Here is an 18144-nt window from a genome sequence, read left to right on the forward strand (position 1 = left end):
GGCGTCGAACGCAAGCGCCAAGGCCAGTAGCTGACACCTCCCACTCTGGGGGTAGTGGCGTACCAGCCCGGTACCGGATTCCGGGACAGCCCTTATCCGGCGTCGTTGATGTTATCCGTGGATGTCAGGTTGCCCCTCGATGCCGAACTACGGGCGGGGCGGTTGCTGAAGCCTGCTGGGCTGGTCACACGGCCGCCTGAAGCCCGTGGCTGCGCGGCGACGCGACGCTCGTGCGGCTGCGGCCCGAGGGCGTGAGGTCGTCTGTGGATGCCGTCCAACTTCGCCGCAGTGCGGCCAAGTTGGGGGTGAGGCAGACTGTCAGTCTCGCCCTCTAGGCTTGGACTCCTTGACTGGTCGGCGCAGGCGTAAGGGGTGCAGCTTGACGATCGTTCCTCCCACTCACCTGGTTGATAGGGCTGGTGTGTCTTGGACTGCCTACCTAGTTACTACGCAACTTGGCTGGCTGTTTCGTGAGCAAGAGACCAGCGACATCGGAATCGACGCTCAAATCGAGGTGGTGGAAGAAATGAGCGTCTCTAGCGGTAGATCCAGGCGGGGTACTGGGCACCTGCTAGCTGTCCAGATCAAGTCGGGGGCGAGTCATTTTGCGGCGCCTGCCGATCGCGGCTGGTGGTTTTACTGCGACGCGGCTCACGTTGCATACTGGAGGAATCATTCACTTCCAGTTGTTCTTATGCTGTTTGACCCTGAGTCAGAGCTGGTTTTCTGGCAGCATGTAAACGGGGAAACACTTATTCCTGCCGGGAAAAACTACAAGGTTCTCGTTCCTCATGAACAACGGTTGGGTGCATCATGCGGGATGGAGCTGGGTGCTCCAGCTCGACGTCGCGCCGTTGGCGGGGTGATGATTCCGAACCCGTCGAGAGGGTCCTCTGTTCGACAGGCGGACTATGAGCTGGCCAGCGCTATCGACCTGCTGGCTGTTGCCATGGGGAAAACGGTGGACGAAGCTGAGCCGCGAGATTTCATCCTCGCCTTTGCGTCCCGGTTACGGGCGTTGCATCGCCGTGTAGGCGCACCGGGATGTGACTTGTTGGCCGCAAAAACTGGATATCAACCTTCCCAGATTTCTCGGTATTTGAACGGAACAGCGCGCCCCAGGAGGGGCAGGGTTGTCGCAATAGTTCAAGCGCTTATCGAGTGTTCTCATGAAAACGAAATCAAGATTCCTGGCCACCTGATGGACGTACGCGCTTGGGAAAGGATGTGGCGCGTTGCAAATAGGCCGGGAATGCAGAAGGTGATGAAAAGTAGGGCGAGAAAGGGTGCTTCCTCTTCGTGATTCAAATGCGATCCTCCTGCCCGTTCGGAACCGTTTCGGCCTTGGCGGGGCCGGGGCGATCAATTTCCTACCTGAACCTTCTCTATCTAAGGCTTGGTTGACCACTTGTCTCTGAAGGCGCGGAGTCGAGTCCTGTAGCGGTGAAGGTGGATGGGGCGACGCGCGGCACCGGGGCGCACTTCCCATTTTCTGCCGGTGTTATCGATGACTTCCATGTGTTCGATTTTACATTTCACTCCGTTGATCGGAGAGAGCTGATCGGCGTGGTCGGGAACTAGGTGAGCGATGTTCATCGGGTACGGTCCACATGTGATGATTTTGTCAGGCGGAATTCTAATATCTTGGATAAAGTTGCGGCCACTGCTTTGCGCTGTGGAGACAGTCCATACTCCGGTGAAGCCAGGATCATTCGGCTCCATGAAGCTTCCGTCGGCTCGCTTCGGCCATTGATGCAGATCTCGGACGAGCCAACTCGGTGTAAGCGTGTACTCCACGGCCGTGACTTCTACCGGCAGGTTTCCAGCGTTTTTAAGGAACAGCGTAACGGTGACGTCCTCGATTCTTGTCGAGTCGTTCGGCATTCGGCGCTCGTATTCGATTTCCCACCACACCGCGACTAGATCAACGTATTTGCGGTCATTCGCGGTTCGATCCCTACCGAAGATTAGCAATGCAAGCACGAGTGATGCCCCACCAAACCAAGCCGGGACAGTACCCATGTCAAACTGAGCACTGAGAATCACTGCTGCCTCCCGAACGCGATCCTGGGTCTGATGGGTAATTGTGACCCGTAGGTCGGTGGAGCGGCTTTGGGCTGCAGCTGCTTTGGGGCGAGTGATCATGGCCCCGTAAGCTTCCGGCGCGTCGGGCAGTCTGTGGACCTGCCCGGTAAAGCACGACGTTGGGGCCATGATCTTAGAGGCTCGCCCCAAAGTGGCTGCCATGCGGGACCGCGGCATCACCCCAGACCCGACCGACATCCACGACCAAGTGCGCGAGCACATGCGCACCAGATGACCCGGCCCCCTTCCGCCTTCGGGCGGAAGGGGCCTTTCGTCACGTCTGGGCCGAGCCGATGCGCAGGTGGTGGAGCATGAGCAGCGCCGACACCGCGTTCGCCGAGCGCACTTCGCCGCGCGCGATCAGACCGGGTACCGACGCCAACGGAACCCACTCGCGCCGCGCCGACTCGAAGTCGTCAGTAGGCACTGCCCGGACCTGCTCGGCTTGGTCGGACCAGTACACGCGGTGGTGGGAGGTCGAGATCCCGGGCATCGGATCGACGGCGAGGAGAAGCTTCATCGGGCCGGGGCGCCACCCGGTCTCTTCCTCGAACTCACGGGCCGCGGCGACCGCTGGGTCCTCGCCCTCGCCGGTCCCTCCTGACGGAAGCTCCCAGCCCCACGCGTCCGTGATGAAGCGGTGCCGCCAGAGCAGTAGCACCTCGTTCGCCTCGTTGACGACGGTGGCCACCGCGACCGGGCGCAGACGGATGACAGTGTGGTCCAGGTGCCGGCCGTCAGGCAGTTCGACGTCCGCCATGTTCACCTGTGCCCACTGGTTCTCGTACACGGTGCGCTCGCCCAGGTTCCGCCACACTGACACGCTGCTGCCTCTCATCGGGACCATCCCATCCGACCACACCCGGCTACAGGGGGATTCGCAGGGTGTCGTCGATGTGACCGACGACGTCGGCCACGGCGTGGCTCCGGGTAGAGGCAAGGGCACGCCGTACACCAGCAAGCCGGTCGTACAGGCGGTGAGACTCCATGCCCTGCACGCTGTCGAGCATCCGCGATGCGGTTCCTGCCGCTTGGTCGACCTCGCCCGCCTTGACCTCGCAATCAGCGAGGGTGGCGAGCCGGTGCACGCGTCCACGCTCGTGCGCCTGGATGGCGACGGCCTCGGCCGCGTACTGCTGGGCGATCCCGGTGTCGCCGAGCCGCATGAGGGTGTCGGCGAGCGAGGTTTCCAGGAGGCCGGGCTGCACGTATCCGGTCTCCGCTGGCTCCTCGTCGGGGCGAATCCGCCCGGCTGCGGCCTCTGCCTGCTGCGTGGCCCGGTGGGCGCTGCTCTGGTCTCCCATTCGCGCGAAGGCCTTTGCCTGCATCGAGTGCAAGTCGCACGCCAGAGCAGGGCTGATGGCCTGCCCGGCTGTTCGGAGTCCCGCCTCAGCGAAAGCGACGGCCTGCCGGTGATCTCCGAGGTAGAGCGAGTGGTTGACCAGGAGCGCGATCACGTACCCGCCGAACGCGCGGTCCCCGCTGGCCTTCGCGAGCCGTAGGGCTTGGTGGTAGTAGCGCTGGGCGAGGCCCTGTGCGTTCGAGTCGTACGCGCAGATCCCAGCGATCGCCACCAACCCACCGATGGCGCGGTGCAGTTCACGGCCTGTGCCATCGGTGTACGTACCGCGCATGAGCGGGGCTGTGTCCTGCACGAGATAGCGCACGACCCGGGTGCGCGTAGCGACGCCGCCCGCTTTCCGGTACATCTGCTCGTAGTGACTGCGCGCAGTGCGGAGTTGCTCCACGTCGGGCAGACCGACTCGGATCGTGCCGCGGCTGGACACGTCAGTGTCGTCGGGCGGGTTCTCCCACTCCCAGACCGGCCCGACCGCGGGGAGTCCGGTGATGACCGGGACCTGTTGGAGATCCTCACGTTGCTGGTGGTCACCGTGCCAAAGGGCCGTTGCCTTGCCGATGAACCCATCCAGTGGCGTGCTGGGCGCAGCGCTCGCTGCACCCATGCCGATGTCATCAAGAGACAGCGTCCGCCCCAGCCGTGGCCCGAGAACCTCGGCGATGAGATCCGGGACTATCCCACGAGGTCGCTCGCCCCGCAGCCAGCGGATGACGGAACTGTGGTCATAACGCATGCGCTTCCCTCGTGTCGCTCCGGCCTGGTTCACCCGCGTGGCCAGACCGACACGGGACATGCCGGCTTCGTCCAGGAGGGCGTCGAGCAGGGTATTCGGCTCCATCGGCGACCCGCCTTAACGTCACTGTCAGTGCGCCGAGAGTAGCGCCGAACAATTCACACAGTGTGTGTATGGAGCAATGCCGAGGCGCGACCTCACACACTTCCCGACTCCCTGACCAGCGCGAACGATGTGTGTGAACGAACTGGCCACTCACGTGGAGGCCCACGCATGTCCATCGCCCTCAGCACCGACGTACCGTCGCTCCCGATCGAACTGCCTGCTCCCAGCGGCCTGGCCGAGGATCAGCTGTGCGGTCGGCGCTGCGTCTGGTGCGCGGCCTCCCTCAACACCGCCATCACCGTCGACCTCAGGGAGCGTCGCGAGGTGAGCGCGCACGGCAGCACCAGCAGCTGGTTCCCCCGCTGCTGCCGCCCGTGCGGCTTCGAGCACATCTATCGGGCGCTCCTCGACCACACCCAGTCCTGCGAGCAGTGCGCCGACGACCTCACCCGCTGCCGCGTCGGCACGGGCCTGCGCATGGCCATGCGGACGGTGCGGCGATGAGTGAGGGCGTCCGGTACTGCTCTCGCTGCGACATGCCGATCACCAAGCAGCATCCCGGCACGTCCACCGCGAAGAATTCCCTCTCGGGCGGGGGTGCCGTGGTCTGGATCCACACAGGCAGGTGCCCGGCGCCGCCCCCGCTCACGCGCCGGTACCCCTACTAGGCCCCCGGTGCGGCCCTGGGAAGGGTCACACCGGGACGAGGGCGGCCCGCCCGTCGCCGACCCACGGGGCGGGCCGCTCATCACACGAGGTCGCGGGCGGTGGTTGAGGAGAGGGTCACTCCATCAGCGTCGCCAGCGGCACTTACACATAGGCAGAGCGCCACCCCCCCGTCACGAACGTGCCGGGACCGTCCCACTTGGTACCCCCCTCGTGACGGGCCCGGCACTTGGGGCCGCCCCCGTACGCTGCGGCGTACGGGGGCGGTCTGTGTGCACTCCCCGGCTCTCACCTGCGGAGATGCGAAGATCGTTTGGACGATATTTGGACGATGATCTTCGGTGGTAAGGGTGTAGCGAGACCGTTTGGGCGTGTAGCCAGAGTGCACAAGACAAAGGCCCAGGCCCGGACTTCGCGTCCGTGACCTGGGCCTTTGGTGTTCTGACCTGGTGCCCCCGGCAGGATTCGAACCTGCGACACCCGCTTTAGGAGAGCGGTGCTCTATCCCCTGAGCTACGAAGGCGAGGCATGGTGGCGCCGCTCGGGTGGAGTGCGTCACCGCCGTCAGTGTAGCGGGTGGTCATTTCGGGGCCGGGGGTTGTTCCGGGGTGCTGGGGGTTACTCGATGACGAGCTCGACGGGGATGTTGCCGCGCGTGGCCTTGGAGTAGGGGCAGTAGGCGTGGGTCTTCTTCAGGAGGTCCTCGCCGGCGGGGCCCTGGAGGTGGTCGGGGAGTTCGGCTCGCATGACCACCGCGAGGCCGAAGCCGCCGTCGGTGTCCTTGCCGATGCTGACCTCGGCGGTCACGGAGACGTCCGATACGTCGATCTTCTCCTGGCGCGCGATGCTGCCCATCGCGCTGGCGAAGCAGGCCGCGTACCCCGCGGCGAACAGCTGCTCGGGGTTGGTGCCCTTGCCGTTGCCGCCGAGGGCGGTGGGGAAGCCGAGCGGCAGGTCGATCTGGCCGTCGGAGCTGACGGCGCGGCCCTCGCGGCCGTTGGCGGTGGCTACGGCGGTGTACAGCGCGTCCATGGTGCGTCCCTCTTCCTCGGCGGGTGAGCAGCTTCGCGACTCCGCGGCGAGCTGCTTTGCGATCACTAGGGCATTAGTAGAGCACGCTATTTAGTTGTGCGCAACTTAATCGCGAGGCATGTTGTTGTACGCTGTGGGTATGGAGAACGCATCCGTCGGCGCCACCGACGACCTGACCGGCCAGGACTTCCTTCGGCTCGATCACCAGGTCTGCTTCTCGCTGCACGCCGCCGCCCGCGCCTTCAACGGCGTCTACCGCACCGCCCTCAAGGACCTCGGGCTCACCTACCCCCAGTACCTCGTGATGCTCGTGCTCTGGGAGGACGGCGAGCTGCCCGTCAAGAAGATCGGCGAGCGGCTTCGGCTGGACTCCGGCACGCTCTCGCCGCTGCTCAAGCGGCTGGAGGCGGCCGGGCACGTCGAGCGGCGGCGCAGTGTCGCGGACGAGCGCTCCGTCTCGGTACGGCTGACCCCGCAGGGCGCCGACCTGCGCGAGAAGGCCCTCGCCGTGCCGCGCGCCATCGCCGAGTCCACCGGGCTCTCGCTCGACGAGGTGCGCGACCTGCGCTCCCGGCTCAACAAGCTCACCGCCGCGCTCGACGGAGAGACCGAGGACGCGTCGGACGGAGGCGCACGTGACTGCGTCCGGTGAGTGGCGGCAGCGCGCCGTCGCCGACGAGACCGCGGCGTTCGCCGGCCTTCTCGACGGCGCCGACCTCTCCGCCCCCGTGCCCGGCTGCCCCGGGTGGACCCTCCTCGACCTGGTCCGGCACACGGGAGGCGTGCAGCGCTGGTTCTGCGTACTGCTGCGGCAGGGTGTCCAGGAGCCGCCGAGGACCCGTGACGTCGAGCTGCGCCTGCCCGAGCGCCTCGACGCGTACCCCGCGTGGCTCGCGGCCGGCGGGGAGGAAGCCGCCCGGACCTTCGACGGGATCGACCCGGACGCTCCGATGTGGGCCTGGGGCGCCGATCCGCACGCCCGGTTCTGGGTGCGGCGCATGCTGTACGAGACGCTGGTGCACCGCACCGACGCGGAGGCCGCCCTCGGGCTGCCGTCCGTGATCGACCCGGCGACCGCCGCCGACGGCGTGGACGAGTTCCTCGTCAACCTGCCCTTCGCCACCCCCTTCGCCCCCGGCGTCGCCCGCCTCCGCGGCGCGGGTGAAGTCATCCGCTTCCGTGCCACCGACACCGGCCACGACTGGCACGTGCAGTTGCGCGCAGATGGTTTCGGGCTCGTCGCTGCCGACGCCCACCAGGGCGCCCGTGAGGCCGCGCGTGAGGAGCCGCACGCCTCCGTTCACGCCCCCGCCGCCGACCTCCTGCTGCTTCTCTACGGGCGCCTCGACCGTGCCGCCGACGCCTTCGCGGTCGCCGGTGACCAGCGGCTGTTGACGCGCTGGTTCGACAGCTCCGCCTTCTGACGGCACGGCACGGCACGGCGCCGAGGCCGCCGACGACCTCTGTCGGCCCGCCCGCCGGTGTGTTACCTTGCGGAGAGCACGTTCGTACGTCCCATCGGGACGCCCGTGCCACGTTTTCTCTCCCGGTTCCGGGATCTCACTCAGAACAGACCATGCCGGTTCTCGGCAGAGCATTCGGTTTTCCGGTCTGCTTCTTCTCTTCCTTCGCTGCTCGTCACGCAGCAGTTCCCCTCACCCGTCGTACGGGGCGTGTTCACGCCGCCCCGCCGGGCCGCCTCCCGCGCATGTCCGCGAAAGGACCCACACCCATGACCCTCACCCACACCGCCCCCAGCACCACCGCATCCGCCACCACCTCCCCTGCCGCCGCAACTCCCCTCATCTGCACCGGAGTTCTTGACATCGCCCGCGACGGCCGTGGATTCCTCCGCGGCGCCGGCTGCCTGCCCGCCTCCGACGACGTCCAGGTGCCCGCGCCGCTCATCCGCCAACACGGCCTCCGCAGCGGCGACTTCGTCGAGGGGGAGTGCGCGGGGCGGGCCCGTACGCTCACCGGCGCGCACCGCGTCAACGGACGTGTTCCCGAAGCCCTGCGCGGACGGCGGCGGTTCGGGGAGCTGACGCCGCTGCACCCCCGCGAACGCCTCACCCTGGAGTCCCCGGGCGGCGCGCTCGCCGGGCGGCTCGTCGACCTCGTCGCGCCCGTCGGCAAGGGGCAGCGCGGCCTGATCGTCGCGCCGCCGAAGACCGGCAAGACCGTACTGCTCCAACAGATCGCCGCGGCCGTCGCCCGGAACCACCCCGAGTGTCATCTGATGGTCGTCCTCCTCGACGAACGCCCCGAGGAAGTCACCGACATGCGGCGCTCGGTCCGCGGTGAGGTGCTCTCCTCGACCTTCGACCGGCCCGCCAAGCAGCACATCGCCCTCGCCGAACTCGCCGTCGAGCGCGCCAAGCGCATGGTCGAGGACGGCCGCGACGTCGTCATGCTCTTCGACTCGCTGACGCGCCTGTGCCGCGCGTACAACAACGCGGCCGCGAGCGGCGGCCGCACTCTCAGCGGCGGCGTCGACGCGGCGGCGATCCAGGGGCCCAAGCGGCTCTTCGGCGCCGCGCGCCTCGCCGAGGAGGGCGGCTCCCTGACGATGCTCGCGACCGTCCTCGCGGAGACCGGATCCCGCGCCGACGACTACTACTTCGAGGAGCTGAAGGGCACCGGCAACATGGAGCTGCGGCTCGACCGCACCCTCGCCGACCGGCGCCTCTTCCCGGCCGTCGACGTCACGCCTTCCGGCACGCGCAGGGAGGAACTGCTCGTGCCGCACGATGAGTTGATCGCCGTACGCGGGCTGCGGCGCGCCCTTCATGGCAGGGACAGCACGAGCTCCCTGGAGACGCTGCTCGACCGGCTCAAGAAGACTCCGGACAACGCCGCGTTCCTGCGGCAGGTGCAGCAGACCGTGCCGGGGGCCGGCTCGGCGAACGGCGCTACGGCCGCGTGACGTGCACCCGGTAGTGGCCCTCGCCGTTCACTTCCGCCACCGTCACCCGCACCCCGGACTCGCGGTCGGTGAAGGTCTCGCCGGGGCCGTAGGGCGCGTCGGAGAGTTCTGCGTGGACGTTGGGCCTGCGGGTGCAACCCCCGCTGTCGGCGGTCGAGTCGGCGACCGTGACCGGGCCGTGGCCCGTGTCGACGTTCGCGTCCACGCGGTAGACGAGGACGCCCGGCTTGCAGACCGCCTCGTCATTGCCGCCGGGGGTGCGGACCTCGACCGCGTACCCCGTCTCCTCGCTGAGCGGGACGAAGGCGAGCTTGGTGCCGCCGGAGCGGGACAGCGGGGTCAGGAGGTGCTCGGTGGTGCCGGCCTTCGCCGCGCAGCTGACCTGGTCGTCGTCGAGCCAGCCCAGCTTCCACTTGTGCCAGGCGAGCAGGTCGTTGTTGGCGCCCCAGTCCTCGCTCATGATGTCCCAGTGGCCGACCGCGCCGCCGCCCTCGTGCGTGTAGAGGTCGGGCAGGCCGAAGACGTGGCCGTTCTCGTGGGGCAGGACGCGGTAGCCCGTCTCGTGGTAGCTGCCCGAGCCGTCGTCCTGGCGGCTGTAGACGAAGGACGCGTTGGCGACGGGCACGCCGTCCGCGACCGGCGCCTCGTGGTTGCCCGCGAAGGTCACCGACAGGACCGTGTCGAGAGCCGATGGGCCCGCGTTCGGGGTGACCAGGACGTTCACGAGGTCGTACGCACGGAAGTCCACGTCCGGGTCGGCGGCCGCCACGATGTCCTCGACGAGCTCGCGGTAGCCGGGGTCGAAGGGGGCGCCGCGCTCTATCCCGTACTTCGCGAAGGGCTTGGGCATCCGGAGCCAGTCGGGCACGGGGGATTCCGGGCGGTAGTCGAGGCGCCCGTAGGAACTGGTGCGGAACCACTGCGAGGTCTGCGGGAAGAACTCCGCGAGACGGTCCATCGCGCTGCCCTCACCGGGCGCGTCGGAGAAGTCGACCATGAGGTTCAGGGCCCGGACGGTGCCGGTGGAGCGTGAGTAGCCGGGCTGTGTCGGTACGCCCTCCGACATCTGTACGCCCATCGTGCCGCTGATCATGCACGGGCCGAGCGTGGCGTTTCGGGCCATCGACACCGATCCCGCCGCGCTGGGCGAATCCTCCATCAGGCGTCCGGTGCTCGCCGAGGTCGTGACCGCGAGGGCGAGTGCCGTGACCGACGCGAGGGCCACAGTGCGGCGGGTGGCGGATATCCGTCGCCACATCGGCTGCTGCATACGTGGGCCTTCCGCTCCGCGGCAGCCGCCGGTCCTGGCTGCACCCTGTTCGATCACCCTGTGTCGGGGGGTGCGCGGGCGCTCGCTGGGTGCGACCGATCGTGGGTTTTTCCGGCCGCGACGTGTGATGCAGGTCACATCATGAAGGCCTCGTTCGGGAAATATCCGGGGACTGCCTCCCCGTTTAGACCTGTGTCCGCGCGAAACGGGGAACTACTCCCCGCATCGGGCCGGATCACCCGAAGACCACTGACCCGAAGCCACCGATCAGAGGAGGAGCCGTGGAGGCCGCCACCGCCCCGCAGCGCCGAGCCACCCGCCCGCGGGCCGACGCCCTGCGCAACCGGGAGCGGATCGTCGCCGCCGCGCGCGAGATGTTCGTGGAGTACGGACCCGACGTACCCCTCGACGAGGTCGCGCGCCGGGCGGGCGTCGGCAACGCCACGGTCTACCGCCACTTCGCCGACCGTGCCGAACTGGTGCGCCAGGTCGTCCTGTCGGTGACCGACTGCGTCACCGTCCACGCCGAGCGGGGCATCGCCGCCGCGGACGCCGACGAGAGCGCGGCCTTCGACGCGCTGCGCACCTTCGTGCACGCGGCGGCCGACGAGCGCATCGGCGCCCTGTGCCCGATGCTGTCGGCCGGCTTCGACCCCGACCACCCCGACCTGCTCGAAGGCCGCGAACGCCTGGAGCGGGCCATCGAAGGCCTCATGGAGCGGGCCCGCGCGGCGGGGCAGCTGCGCACCGACATCGACGTCGGGGACCTGATGATCGCCCTCTCCCAGCTCGGGCGGCCGCTGCCCGGCACGGCCTGCCCGAACATGGACCGCTTCGTCCACCGCCATCTCCAGCTGTTCCTGGACGGCCTGATGACGCCCGCCCGCTCGGAGCTGCCGGGGGAGGCGGCGACCCTGGAAGACCTCCGGCGACGCTGACCACTTTCGAACAGCATCACCTTTTTCGCACCGCATCGACTTTTCATGCGGCGTTAACCCTTTCGTACTGCATCGACTTTTCGTACGGCATCAGCCCTTTCGTACCGCTAGGTGGCCCCATCCATGTCTGAAACATCCGGAACGGATCCGAGGCGCTGGAAAGCCCTCGTCTTCATCGCTCTCGCGCAGCTGATGGTCGTCCTCGACGCGACCATCGTGAACATCGCGCTGCCCTCCGCCCAGGAGGACCTCGGCATATCCGACGGCAACCGCCAGTGGGTCATCACGGCCTACGCGCTCGCCTTCGGCGGCCTGCTGCTCTTCGGCGGCCGCATCTCCGACCTCTGGGGCCGCAAGCGCACCTTCGTGACCGGCCTCATCGGCTTCGCGGCGGCCTCCGCGCTCGGCGGCGCCGCGACCGGCGAGGCCATGATGCTCGGCGCCCGCGCCCTCCAGGGTGTGTTCGGCGCGCTGCTCGCGCCCGCCGCCCTCTCGCTGCTCGCGGTGATGTTCACCGACGCCAAGGAGCGCGCCAAGGCCTTCGGCATCTACGGCGCGATCGCCGGTGGCGGCGGCGCCGTCGGCCTGATCCTCGGCGGTTTCCTCACCGAGTACCTGAACTGGCGCTGGACCTTCTTCGTGAACATCCCGTTCGCGGTGGTCGCCGCGCTTGGCGCGTACTTCGTCATCCGTGAGCCGGCCGGCGGCCGCAACCGCTCGCCGCTCGACATCCCCGGCGTGGTCCTTTCGACCCTCGGCCTGGTCGCGCTCGTCTACGGCTTCACCCGCGCCGAGTCCAAGGGCTGGTCGGACTCCGTGACGGTCACCATGTTCGTCGCGTCGGTCGTGCTGCTCGCCGCGTTCGTCCTCACCGAGGCCAAGGTCAAGTCGCCGCTGCTCCCGCTGCGCGTCCTGACCGAGCGCAACCGCGGTGGCGTCTACCTCTCGCTCGGCCTCGCCGTCATCGCGATGTTCGGCCTGTTCCTGTTCCTCACGTACTACCTGCAGATCGTCGAGGGCTACTCGCCGGTCAAGACCGGCTTCGCCTTCCTGCCGATGATCGCGGGCATGATCGTGGGCTCCACGCAGGTCGGCGCCCGCCTGATGACGCGCGTTCCGCCGCGGCTGCTGATGGGTCCGGGCTTCCTGCTCGCCGCCGTCGGCATGCTGCTCCTGACGCAGCTGGAGGTCGGCTCCTCGTACACCGGGCTGATCATGCCGGCGCAGCTGATGCTGGGCCTCGGCATGGGTACGGCGTTCATGCCCGCCATGTCGCTCGCCACGCACGGCGTCGAGGCCCGTGACGCCGGTGTCGCCTCCGCGATGGTGAACACCTCGCAGCAGGTCGGTGGCGCCATCGGTACGGCCCTGCTGAACACCATCGCCGCCTCCGCGACCTCCGCGTACATCGCGGACCACGCGGCCGGCGCCGCCAACCCGAAGCTCGTCCAGGCGCAGGCCATGGTCGAGGGCTACACCAGCGCCATCTGGTGGGCGGTCGGCATCCTGGTGGTCTCCGCGGCGATCGCGGCGACGTTCATCAACACCGGCCACCAAGGCGGCCCCGCGGCCTCCGGCGACTCGGCGGAAGGCGTCGAGGACGAGGTGAAGATCCCGGTGATGGCCCACTGACCTCCTTGGTCAGGACCTAGCGGAGCCAGGGGAGGTCCGCCCCGGCCTCCTCCGGCTGAAGTCCCTCGGCGACGATCGTCATGATCTCGCCGAGGGACTTCTGCTGTTCCGGGGTGAGCCGGTCGAAGAGGGCCTGGCGGACGGCCGTGACATGGCCGGGGGCGGTCCTGCGGAGCACCTCGAAGCCCTCGTCGGTGAGGATCGCGAGCTGGCCCCGCTTGTCCGACGGGCAGTCCTCACGGCGCACCCAGCCACTCTTCTCCAGGCGGGCGACGGCGTGCGAGAGGCGGGACCGGGTGATCTTCATGGTCTTGGCCAGTTCGGTCATCCGCAGCCGTCGCCTGGGGGCGTCGGACAACTGGACCAATAGGCCGTAGTACATGTGCGGCATGCCCGCGTCGCGCTGGAGCTGACGGTCGAGGAAGTCGTCGAGCAGCGTGGTCGCCTGAAGGTAGACGCGCCAAACGCGCTGCTCGTCGCCGTTCAGCCAGTTCGGCTCGCCGTCCGGGAGAGGAGTGGGTGCCATATCCATGTACCCCACTGTACGAGGCTGCTCCTTGAACTTTGAACAAACCACGCGTACGTTTGCGTCAGATAGCTTGAGAGTTCAAGTAAATCGCCGGAGGTGCGCGATGACCCGTATGCCCGCCCTGTACCTCAGTCACGGCGCGCCGCCGCTCGCCGACGACCCGCTGTGGCCCGCCGAGCTGGCCGCCTGGTCGGCGCGGCTGCCGCGCCCCCGCGCGATCCTCATGGTCTCGGCCCACTGGGAAGAGGCCCCACTGGCCATCGGCGCCACCGAGACGCTGCCGCTCGTGTACGACTTCTGGGGCTTCCCCGAGCACTACTACCAGGTGACGTACGCCGCGCCGGGCGCCCCCGGACTCGCCGCGTCCGTACGGAAGCTGCTGCGCGCGCCCGGCGTACCCGTCCAGGACGTGCCGGAACGAGGGCTCGACCACGGCGCGTACGTCCCGCTGGTCGAGATGTATCCCGAGGCGGACGTTCCCGTCCTCCAGATCTCCCTGCCCACGCTGGATCCGCGCCGCCTCATGGACATCGGCCGCAGGCTCGCGCCGCTGCGGGACGAAGGGGTGCTGGTGGTCGGCAGCGGCTTCTTCACGCACAACCTGGCCGCGCTGCGGCAGGGCGGCATCCCTGCCTGGTCGGCGGAGTTCGACGCCTGGGGGCGCGAGGCCCTCGACGCGGGCGACGTGGACGCGCTGCTCGACTTCGGGCACAAGTCGCCGGCCGGGCGGCTGGCCCACCCGCGCACCGAGCACTTCGCCCCGCTCTTCGTGACGCTCGGCGCCGCCGACGCCCTGGGGGACCTCGGCGGGCAGCGCAGCGTGATCGACGGTTTCTGGATGGGGCTGGCGAAGAGGTCGGTGCAGTTCGGCCAAGGCGGGTGCCCCTCCTGACCGAACGGCTCACCCAGGTCACTGACGGAGCGGCTCACCCAGCTCGATCGCCCGCAGGGCGGCGGCCAGGGCCTGCTCGTCGCCCACGTCCAGCGCCGTGTCCGTCAGCTTGATGACGTGCTCGTCGCCGTGCGCGAGAGCCCGCTCGAAGACCTCCTCGGCGGTGAAACTGCCGGGCGGGTCGTACGCCACCGGGGCATCCGGCGCGTACATGGCGGTGACCGCCGCCGACGCCGTCCACGCCGCGTGCAGGCTCGGCACCCACAGGGCGCGGGGGAGCGCGGGCAGGGCGCGCAGCACGGCGTTCGGCGCCGTCGCCGCGTGTACGAGCATCACCTCGTCGCCGTGGCCGTGCGTGGCGTACCGGTGCGTGGCCGCCCGCACCAGCTCCGTCAGCCTGCGCCGCGCCTCCTCGGGGCCGTCCACCGAGGCGGCCCACACCGGCAGCGCCCGGACCCGGCCGAGACGGGCGGGGAAGCCGCCGTCCGTCCGGTCCGCGAGGGGCGGCACCGCGTCCAGGGCGGCGGCCGCGCTCTCGGCGCCCGGCAGCGGGGCGAGGCCGGTGACGGGGTGGTGCCGGGCGGCCCAGTAGCCGAGGCCGTGCGCGAGCTCGGCGAGGCGGGGCGCGGTCTCGCCGCCCGCCTCCAGGGTGCGCACGGCGTGCCCCACCCGGATCACCGGGTGCGTGGAGCCCCCGTACATCCCGGGCAGCAGCCGTGGCCACCAGCGGGCGAGCACCTCGCGCCAGGGGTGCGCGCCGAGCTCCCTGCCGAAGTACGCGATCCAGTCCGCCGCGCGGCGCGGGTCCCCGAGCGCCGCGTGCCAGTCGGCGTCGGTGACCGGCTCGACCCCGGCGGGAAACTCCTCCAATTTCGGGGCGTACAGATCGAGCCACTTGTGGACCGCCTCCGGTCGCCCGCGCGCGGCCAGTGCCTCGACGGCCATCGGGGCGTGGTTGGTGAGCCGCCCCTGCCGCTCGGGCCCGCGGGTGTGCAGCCGCTCAAGTGCCTCGTCGAGGATGCCGGTGGTGTCGGTGGCGGTGTTGGTGTCGGTCTCGATGGCCGTGCCGGTGCCGATGTCGGTCATGCGGGGACGGTAGGCCGGGGGCCGGGAGTCTCGTAACGGCCCGGGGACCTAGGTCCGCCGGCCGAGGGGGCGCTCGTACCAGGCGACGTCCCAGTACCGCCCGAACTTCCTGCCCACCTCCTCGTACGTCCCCACATGGCGGAACCCGAAGCGTTCGTGGAGGCGGACCGAGGCCTCGTTCGGCTGTGCGATCCCGGCGTAGGCGCGGTGCAGGTCCTCGCCCTCCAGGGCGGCCAGGAGCTCCTTGTAGAGCAGCGTGCCGATGCCGCGACCTGCGGCGTCGGGCGCGCAGTAGACGCTGACTTCCACGGATGTGGCATAAGCGGGGCGAGGCCGGAAAGGGCTACTGGTGGCGTACCCGAGCAGCCGGCCCGGGCGGGCCCCGGGATCCCGCTCCTGAGCAACCAAGAGGCGGTGAGGGCCGTCTTGAGGGTGGGAGAGCAGCCAAGGGCGGCGCTCTTCAGGCAGGAAGGCGACGGTGTCAAAGGTGACGGCCGTCTCACGTACATAGTGGTTGTAGAGCTCGGTGAGGGCGCTCAGGTCACTCTCGACTCCCGGCCTGACCTGCACCTCTGTGCGTCCGGACAGCATGTCCCCGCCCTCTGTCTCCCCTTGTGGCGCGACAGGGTACTGCACCGTCAGGAAAAAAGATGTGCGGCATGGGAATTCTGTCCGGATTCCAGTCGTTGTTTCCATCGGATGCAGGGCACCCGAGGGTGTGCCATCCGCCACAGAGGCCCCAGAACACAGAGCCGACCAGGACCTTCCCCAAGGGGCGGTGAACAAGCCGTCCAGGGGAGACCCCAACCGCAAGGGAGCACGCATGGCAACCCGTGCCGTCGCCCGTCGCAAGTCCGCCTCCGGCGAGACCGACGCGGCACGCAGTGTTCGCGCCGTAGGCGGGGAGATCGCCGACCGCGACCTGGTCGGCATGTACCTCGACGAGATCGCGCGTACGCCGCTGCTCGACGCCGCCAAGGAAGTGGAGCTGTCGCAGGTCATCGAGGCGGGCGTGTATGCCCGCAAGATCCTGGACGGCGAGGTCGAGGACAGCAAGGTCACCGCGGACCGCGAGGAGCTCGAAGCCCTCGTCGCCGACGGCGAGCGGGCCAAGGACGTCTTCATCCGCTCGAACCTCCGCCTCGTCGTCGCGGTCGCCCGCCGCTATCCGCGCAGCGGCCTGCCCCTCCTCGACCTGATCCAGGAGGGGAACGCGGGCTTGGTGCGCGCCGTCGAGAAGTTCGACTACGCCAAGGGCTTCAAGTTCTCCACGTACGCCACGTGGTGGATTCGCCAGGCCATCACCCGTTCGATAGCCGACCAGTCCCGCACCATCCGCCTCCCCGTCCACCTGGTGGAGGAGCTGGGCCGGATCCGCCGTGTCCAGCGCGAGTTCAACCGCGAGCACGGCCGGGAGCCGGAGCCCGCGGAGATCGCCGCGGAGCTGTCCTCGACGCCCGAGCGCGTCATCGACGTCCTGGACTGGGCCCGCGACCCCGTCTCGCTGAACATGGGCGTGGACGACCAGGGCGACACCCAGTTCGGTGACCTCCTGGAGGACACCTCGGCCGTCTCGCCCGAGCAGTCCGTCCTCTCGCTGCTGCGCAGCGAGGAGCTGGACGGCTTGCTCGGCCGCCTCGACCAGCGCACGGCCTCCATCATCAAGATGCGGTACGGCATCGAGGACGGCCGCGAGCGGACGCTGACCGAGGTCGGCAAGGAGCACGGGCTGACCCGCGAGCGGATCCGGCAGATCGAGAAGCACGCGCTGCTGGAGCTGAAGAAGCTGGCGCGGGACACGGGGTTCGACGCGGCGGCCTGACCTCGCGCCGCCGCGCGTCACCCCCGGGCGCCGCCGCCCGTTCCCCCCGCCCGCGTCAGCCGGCCGCCCATCTCCGTGAGGCAGTCCAGCAGCTCCGGGGGGCCGTGGGCCGTGAAGTCGCAGTCGGTCAGCGCCAGGCGGACCGCCAGCCATTCCAGGGAGTCCGTGACCGTGCCGCGCAGGCGGCAGTGGTGCTCGTGGGGTGCGGGGAGGGGCTCCACCGTGCCGAGCGCCGAGGGCAGCCGGGCCACGACGAACTCGGCCGGCGCGGCGAAGGTCACGTCGACGTCGTACGACTGCTGCCCGCGCCAGACCGACTGGCGGATGAACTCCGCGGCGTCCCCCTTCGGCAGCTCCCGCGGCACGAACCGCGCCCCCGTGGCGAACGGCTCGGCCACCCGGTCCACGCGGAAGGTCCGCCAGTCCTCGCGGTCGATGTCGTACGCCACGAGATACCACCGCCGTCCCGTGGAGACCAGCCGGTACGGCTCGGTCAGGCGGCGTGACTCCGTGCCGTCGCCGGAGCGGTAGGAGAACCGCAGGCGTTCGTGGCCCGCCGCGGCCGACGCCATCACCGTCAGCGTCTCCGGTGCGATGCTCGCGCCGTCCCCGCTGGTCAGCGGCATCGTCGCGGTCTGCAGCGCGGAGACCCGGTGGCGCAGCCGCGCGGGCAGGACCTGCTCCAGCTTGGCGAGCGCCCGCACCGACGCCTCCTCCACGCCCTCCACCGCGTGCCCCGCCCCGGCCCGCAGCCCCACCGCGATCGCCACCGCCTCCTCGTCGTCGAGGACCAGCGGCGGCATGGCCTTGCCCGCGACCAGCCGGTAGCCGCCGAGGGCGCCCTGCGATGCCTGCACCGGATAGCCCAGGTCCCGCAGCCGGTCCACGTCGCGCCGCACCGTCCGCCGGCTCACCCCGAGCCGCTCGGAGAGTTCGCTGCCGGGCCACTCGCGGGGCGTCTGGAGGAGCGAGAGCAGTTGCAGCAGCCGGATGGGGGTCTGCGCCCCCGTCGCCCCCGTCACGCGCGCGCCCGAGACGGCGTCGGCATCGGCATCGGCATCGGCATCA

The 18144-nt window shown here is 69.3% G+C and carries 18 protein-coding genes and 1 tRNA gene; 9 read left to right on the top strand and 10 right to left on the bottom strand.

Going from position 1 to position 18144, the window contains the following annotated elements:
• The first annotated feature begins 379 nt into the window (after positions 1-379).
• Positions 380-1303 carry a DUF4365 domain-containing protein gene (locus ACF062_RS34475; protein WP_392143529.1) on the top strand — a complete coding sequence of 308 codons (924 nt, stop codon included), beginning with the start codon at positions 380-382 and terminating at the stop codon, positions 1301-1303.
• Between the two features lie 86 nt (positions 1304-1389).
• Here the strand turns inward: ACF062_RS34475 and ACF062_RS34480 are convergent, their stop codons facing one another.
• From ACF062_RS34480 to ACF062_RS34490, 3 genes are all read right to left on the bottom strand, one after another.
• On the bottom strand, positions 1390-2145 hold the full coding sequence (locus tag ACF062_RS34480; protein WP_392143530.1) for a hypothetical protein: 756 nt from the start codon (positions 2143-2145) through the stop codon (positions 1390-1392).
• A gap of 214 nt (positions 2146-2359) precedes the next feature.
• Complete coding sequence (locus ACF062_RS34485; protein WP_392143531.1) at positions 2360-2908, bottom strand: NUDIX hydrolase; 549 nt, start codon at positions 2906-2908, stop codon at positions 2360-2362.
• 43 nt (positions 2909-2951) lie between these two features.
• Positions 2952-4283 carry a transcriptional regulator gene (locus ACF062_RS34490; RefSeq protein ID WP_392143532.1) on the bottom strand — a complete coding sequence of 444 codons (1332 nt, stop codon included), beginning with the start codon at positions 4281-4283 and terminating at the stop codon, positions 2952-2954.
• A gap of 168 nt (positions 4284-4451) precedes the next feature.
• On the opposite strand from ACF062_RS34490, the gene ACF062_RS34495 reads away from it, so the two are divergent.
• Positions 4452-4787, top strand: coding sequence for a hypothetical protein (locus tag ACF062_RS34495; protein ID WP_392143533.1), 336 nt, complete (start codon positions 4452-4454; stop codon positions 4785-4787).
• Between the two features lie 609 nt (positions 4788-5396).
• On the opposite strand, the gene ACF062_RS34500 is transcribed toward ACF062_RS34495, so the two are convergent.
• Both ACF062_RS34500 and ACF062_RS34505 read right to left on the bottom strand, forming a co-directional pair.
• Positions 5397-5472: transfer RNA gene (locus ACF062_RS34500), tRNA-Arg, on the bottom strand.
• Positions 5473-5567: 95 nt separating this feature from the next.
• Positions 5568-5981 (bottom strand): organic hydroperoxide resistance protein, encoded by a 414-nt coding sequence (locus ACF062_RS34505; protein ID WP_223775163.1) that lies wholly within the window; start codon positions 5979-5981, stop codon positions 5568-5570.
• Positions 5982-6120: 139 nt separating this feature from the next.
• Here ACF062_RS34505 and ACF062_RS34510 point away from each other — a divergent pair, with 139 nt between their 5' ends.
• From ACF062_RS34510 to rho, 3 genes are all read left to right on the top strand, one after another.
• The gene (locus ACF062_RS34510; protein WP_392143534.1) at positions 6121-6633 is read left to right on the top strand and encodes a MarR family winged helix-turn-helix transcriptional regulator; all 513 of its coding nucleotides are present in this window, start codon (positions 6121-6123) and stop codon (positions 6631-6633) included.
• Positions 6617-7405, top strand: a complete 789-nt coding sequence (locus ACF062_RS34515; RefSeq protein ID WP_392143535.1) for a maleylpyruvate isomerase family mycothiol-dependent enzyme — start codon at positions 6617-6619, stop codon at positions 7403-7405. The genes ACF062_RS34510 and ACF062_RS34515 overlap by 17 nt, the downstream gene beginning before the upstream one ends.
• Before the next feature lie 308 nt (positions 7406-7713).
• A complete protein-coding gene (gene rho / locus ACF062_RS34520) occupies positions 7714-8907 on the top strand; it encodes a transcription termination factor Rho (RefSeq protein WP_392143536.1) in 1194 nt (397 codons plus the stop codon).
• Here rho and ACF062_RS34525 read toward each other — a convergent pair.
• A complete protein-coding gene (locus ACF062_RS34525; RefSeq protein WP_392143537.1) occupies positions 8894-10177 on the bottom strand; it encodes a M6 family metalloprotease domain-containing protein in 1284 nt (427 codons plus the stop codon). The genes rho and ACF062_RS34525 overlap by 14 nt on opposite strands.
• A 281-nt stretch (positions 10178-10458) precedes the next feature.
• Here ACF062_RS34525 and ACF062_RS34530 point away from each other — a divergent pair, with 281 nt between their 5' ends.
• Positions 10459-11115 carry a helix-turn-helix domain-containing protein gene (locus ACF062_RS34530; protein WP_320590724.1) on the top strand — a complete coding sequence of 219 codons (657 nt, stop codon included), beginning with the start codon at positions 10459-10461 and terminating at the stop codon, positions 11113-11115.
• 123 nt (positions 11116-11238) lie between these two features.
• Positions 11239-12747, top strand: a complete 1509-nt coding sequence (locus ACF062_RS34535) for an MFS transporter (RefSeq protein WP_392143538.1) — start codon at positions 11239-11241, stop codon at positions 12745-12747.
• A 16-nt stretch (positions 12748-12763) separates the two neighbouring features.
• Here ACF062_RS34535 and ACF062_RS34540 read toward each other — a convergent pair whose 3' ends face one another.
• The gene (locus ACF062_RS34540) at positions 12764-13279 is read right to left on the bottom strand and encodes a MarR family winged helix-turn-helix transcriptional regulator (protein ID WP_392143539.1); all 516 of its coding nucleotides are present in this window, start codon (positions 13277-13279) and stop codon (positions 12764-12766) included.
• Positions 13280-13388: 109 nt separating this feature from the next.
• Here ACF062_RS34540 and ACF062_RS34545 point away from each other — a divergent pair, with 109 nt between their 5' ends.
• On the top strand, positions 13389-14168 hold the full coding sequence (locus ACF062_RS34545) for a dioxygenase (RefSeq protein WP_392143814.1): 780 nt from the start codon (positions 13389-13391) through the stop codon (positions 14166-14168).
• 18 nt (positions 14169-14186) lie between these two features.
• Here the strand turns inward: ACF062_RS34545 and ACF062_RS34550 are convergent, their stop codons facing one another.
• Both ACF062_RS34550 and ACF062_RS34555 read right to left on the bottom strand, forming a co-directional pair.
• Positions 14187-15254 carry a questin oxidase family protein gene (locus ACF062_RS34550; RefSeq protein WP_392143540.1) on the bottom strand — a complete coding sequence of 356 codons (1068 nt, stop codon included), beginning with the start codon at positions 15252-15254 and terminating at the stop codon, positions 14187-14189.
• A gap of 48 nt (positions 15255-15302) precedes the next feature.
• A complete protein-coding gene (locus ACF062_RS34555) occupies positions 15303-15845 on the bottom strand; it encodes a GNAT family N-acetyltransferase (RefSeq protein ID WP_392143541.1) in 543 nt (180 codons plus the stop codon).
• A 232-nt stretch (positions 15846-16077) separates the two neighbouring features.
• On the opposite strand from ACF062_RS34555, the gene ACF062_RS34560 reads away from it, so the two are divergent.
• Positions 16078-17076 (top strand): RNA polymerase sigma factor RpoD/SigA, encoded by a 999-nt coding sequence (locus ACF062_RS34560; protein ID WP_392143542.1) that lies wholly within the window; start codon positions 16078-16080, stop codon positions 17074-17076.
• 17 nt (positions 17077-17093) lie between these two features.
• Here the strand turns inward: ACF062_RS34560 and ACF062_RS34565 are convergent, their stop codons facing one another.
• Positions 17094-18098, bottom strand: a complete 1005-nt coding sequence (locus tag ACF062_RS34565) for a helix-turn-helix transcriptional regulator (RefSeq protein WP_392143543.1) — start codon at positions 18096-18098, stop codon at positions 17094-17096.
• Positions 18099-18144: the final 46 nt, after the last annotated feature.

Origin of the sequence: Streptomyces sp. NPDC015345 (genome assembly GCF_043078805.1) — a bacterium.
Lineage (GTDB): Bacteria > Actinomycetota > Actinomycetes > Streptomycetales > Streptomycetaceae > Streptomyces.

Excerpts from the sequence above, each read along its gene's own strand:
- ACF062_RS34505 (WP_223775163.1), bottom strand. The coding sequence starts at position 5,981 with ATGGACGCGCTGTACACCGCCGTAGCCACCGCCAACGGCCGCGAGGGC.
- ACF062_RS34510 (WP_392143534.1), top strand. The coding sequence starts at position 6,121 with ATGGAGAACGCATCCGTCGGCGCCACCGACGACCTGACCGGCCAGGAC.
- ACF062_RS34495 (WP_392143533.1), top strand. The coding sequence starts at position 4,452 with ATGTCCATCGCCCTCAGCACCGACGTACCGTCGCTCCCGATCGAACTG.
- ACF062_RS34540 (WP_392143539.1), bottom strand. The coding sequence starts at position 13,279 with ATGGATATGGCACCCACTCCTCTCCCGGACGGCGAGCCGAACTGGCTG.
- ACF062_RS34480 (WP_392143530.1), bottom strand. The coding sequence starts at position 2,145 with ATGATCACTCGCCCCAAAGCAGCTGCAGCCCAAAGCCGCTCCACCGAC.
- rho (WP_392143536.1), top strand. The coding sequence starts at position 7,714 with ATGACCCTCACCCACACCGCCCCCAGCACCACCGCATCCGCCACCACC.
- ACF062_RS34560 (WP_392143542.1), top strand. The coding sequence starts at position 16,078 with ATGGCAACCCGTGCCGTCGCCCGTCGCAAGTCCGCCTCCGGCGAGACC.
- ACF062_RS34490 (WP_392143532.1), bottom strand. The coding sequence starts at position 4,283 with ATGGAGCCGAATACCCTGCTCGACGCCCTCCTGGACGAAGCCGGCATG.
- ACF062_RS34555 (WP_392143541.1), bottom strand. The coding sequence starts at position 15,845 with ATGCTGTCCGGACGCACAGAGGTGCAGGTCAGGCCGGGAGTCGAGAGT.
- ACF062_RS34525 (WP_392143537.1), bottom strand. The coding sequence starts at position 10,177 with ATGCAGCAGCCGATGTGGCGACGGATATCCGCCACCCGCCGCACTGTG.
- ACF062_RS34535 (WP_392143538.1), top strand. The coding sequence starts at position 11,239 with ATGTCTGAAACATCCGGAACGGATCCGAGGCGCTGGAAAGCCCTCGTC.
- ACF062_RS34545 (WP_392143814.1), top strand. The coding sequence starts at position 13,389 with ATGCCCGCCCTGTACCTCAGTCACGGCGCGCCGCCGCTCGCCGACGAC.
- ACF062_RS34550 (WP_392143540.1), bottom strand. The coding sequence starts at position 15,254 with ATGACCGACATCGGCACCGGCACGGCCATCGAGACCGACACCAACACC.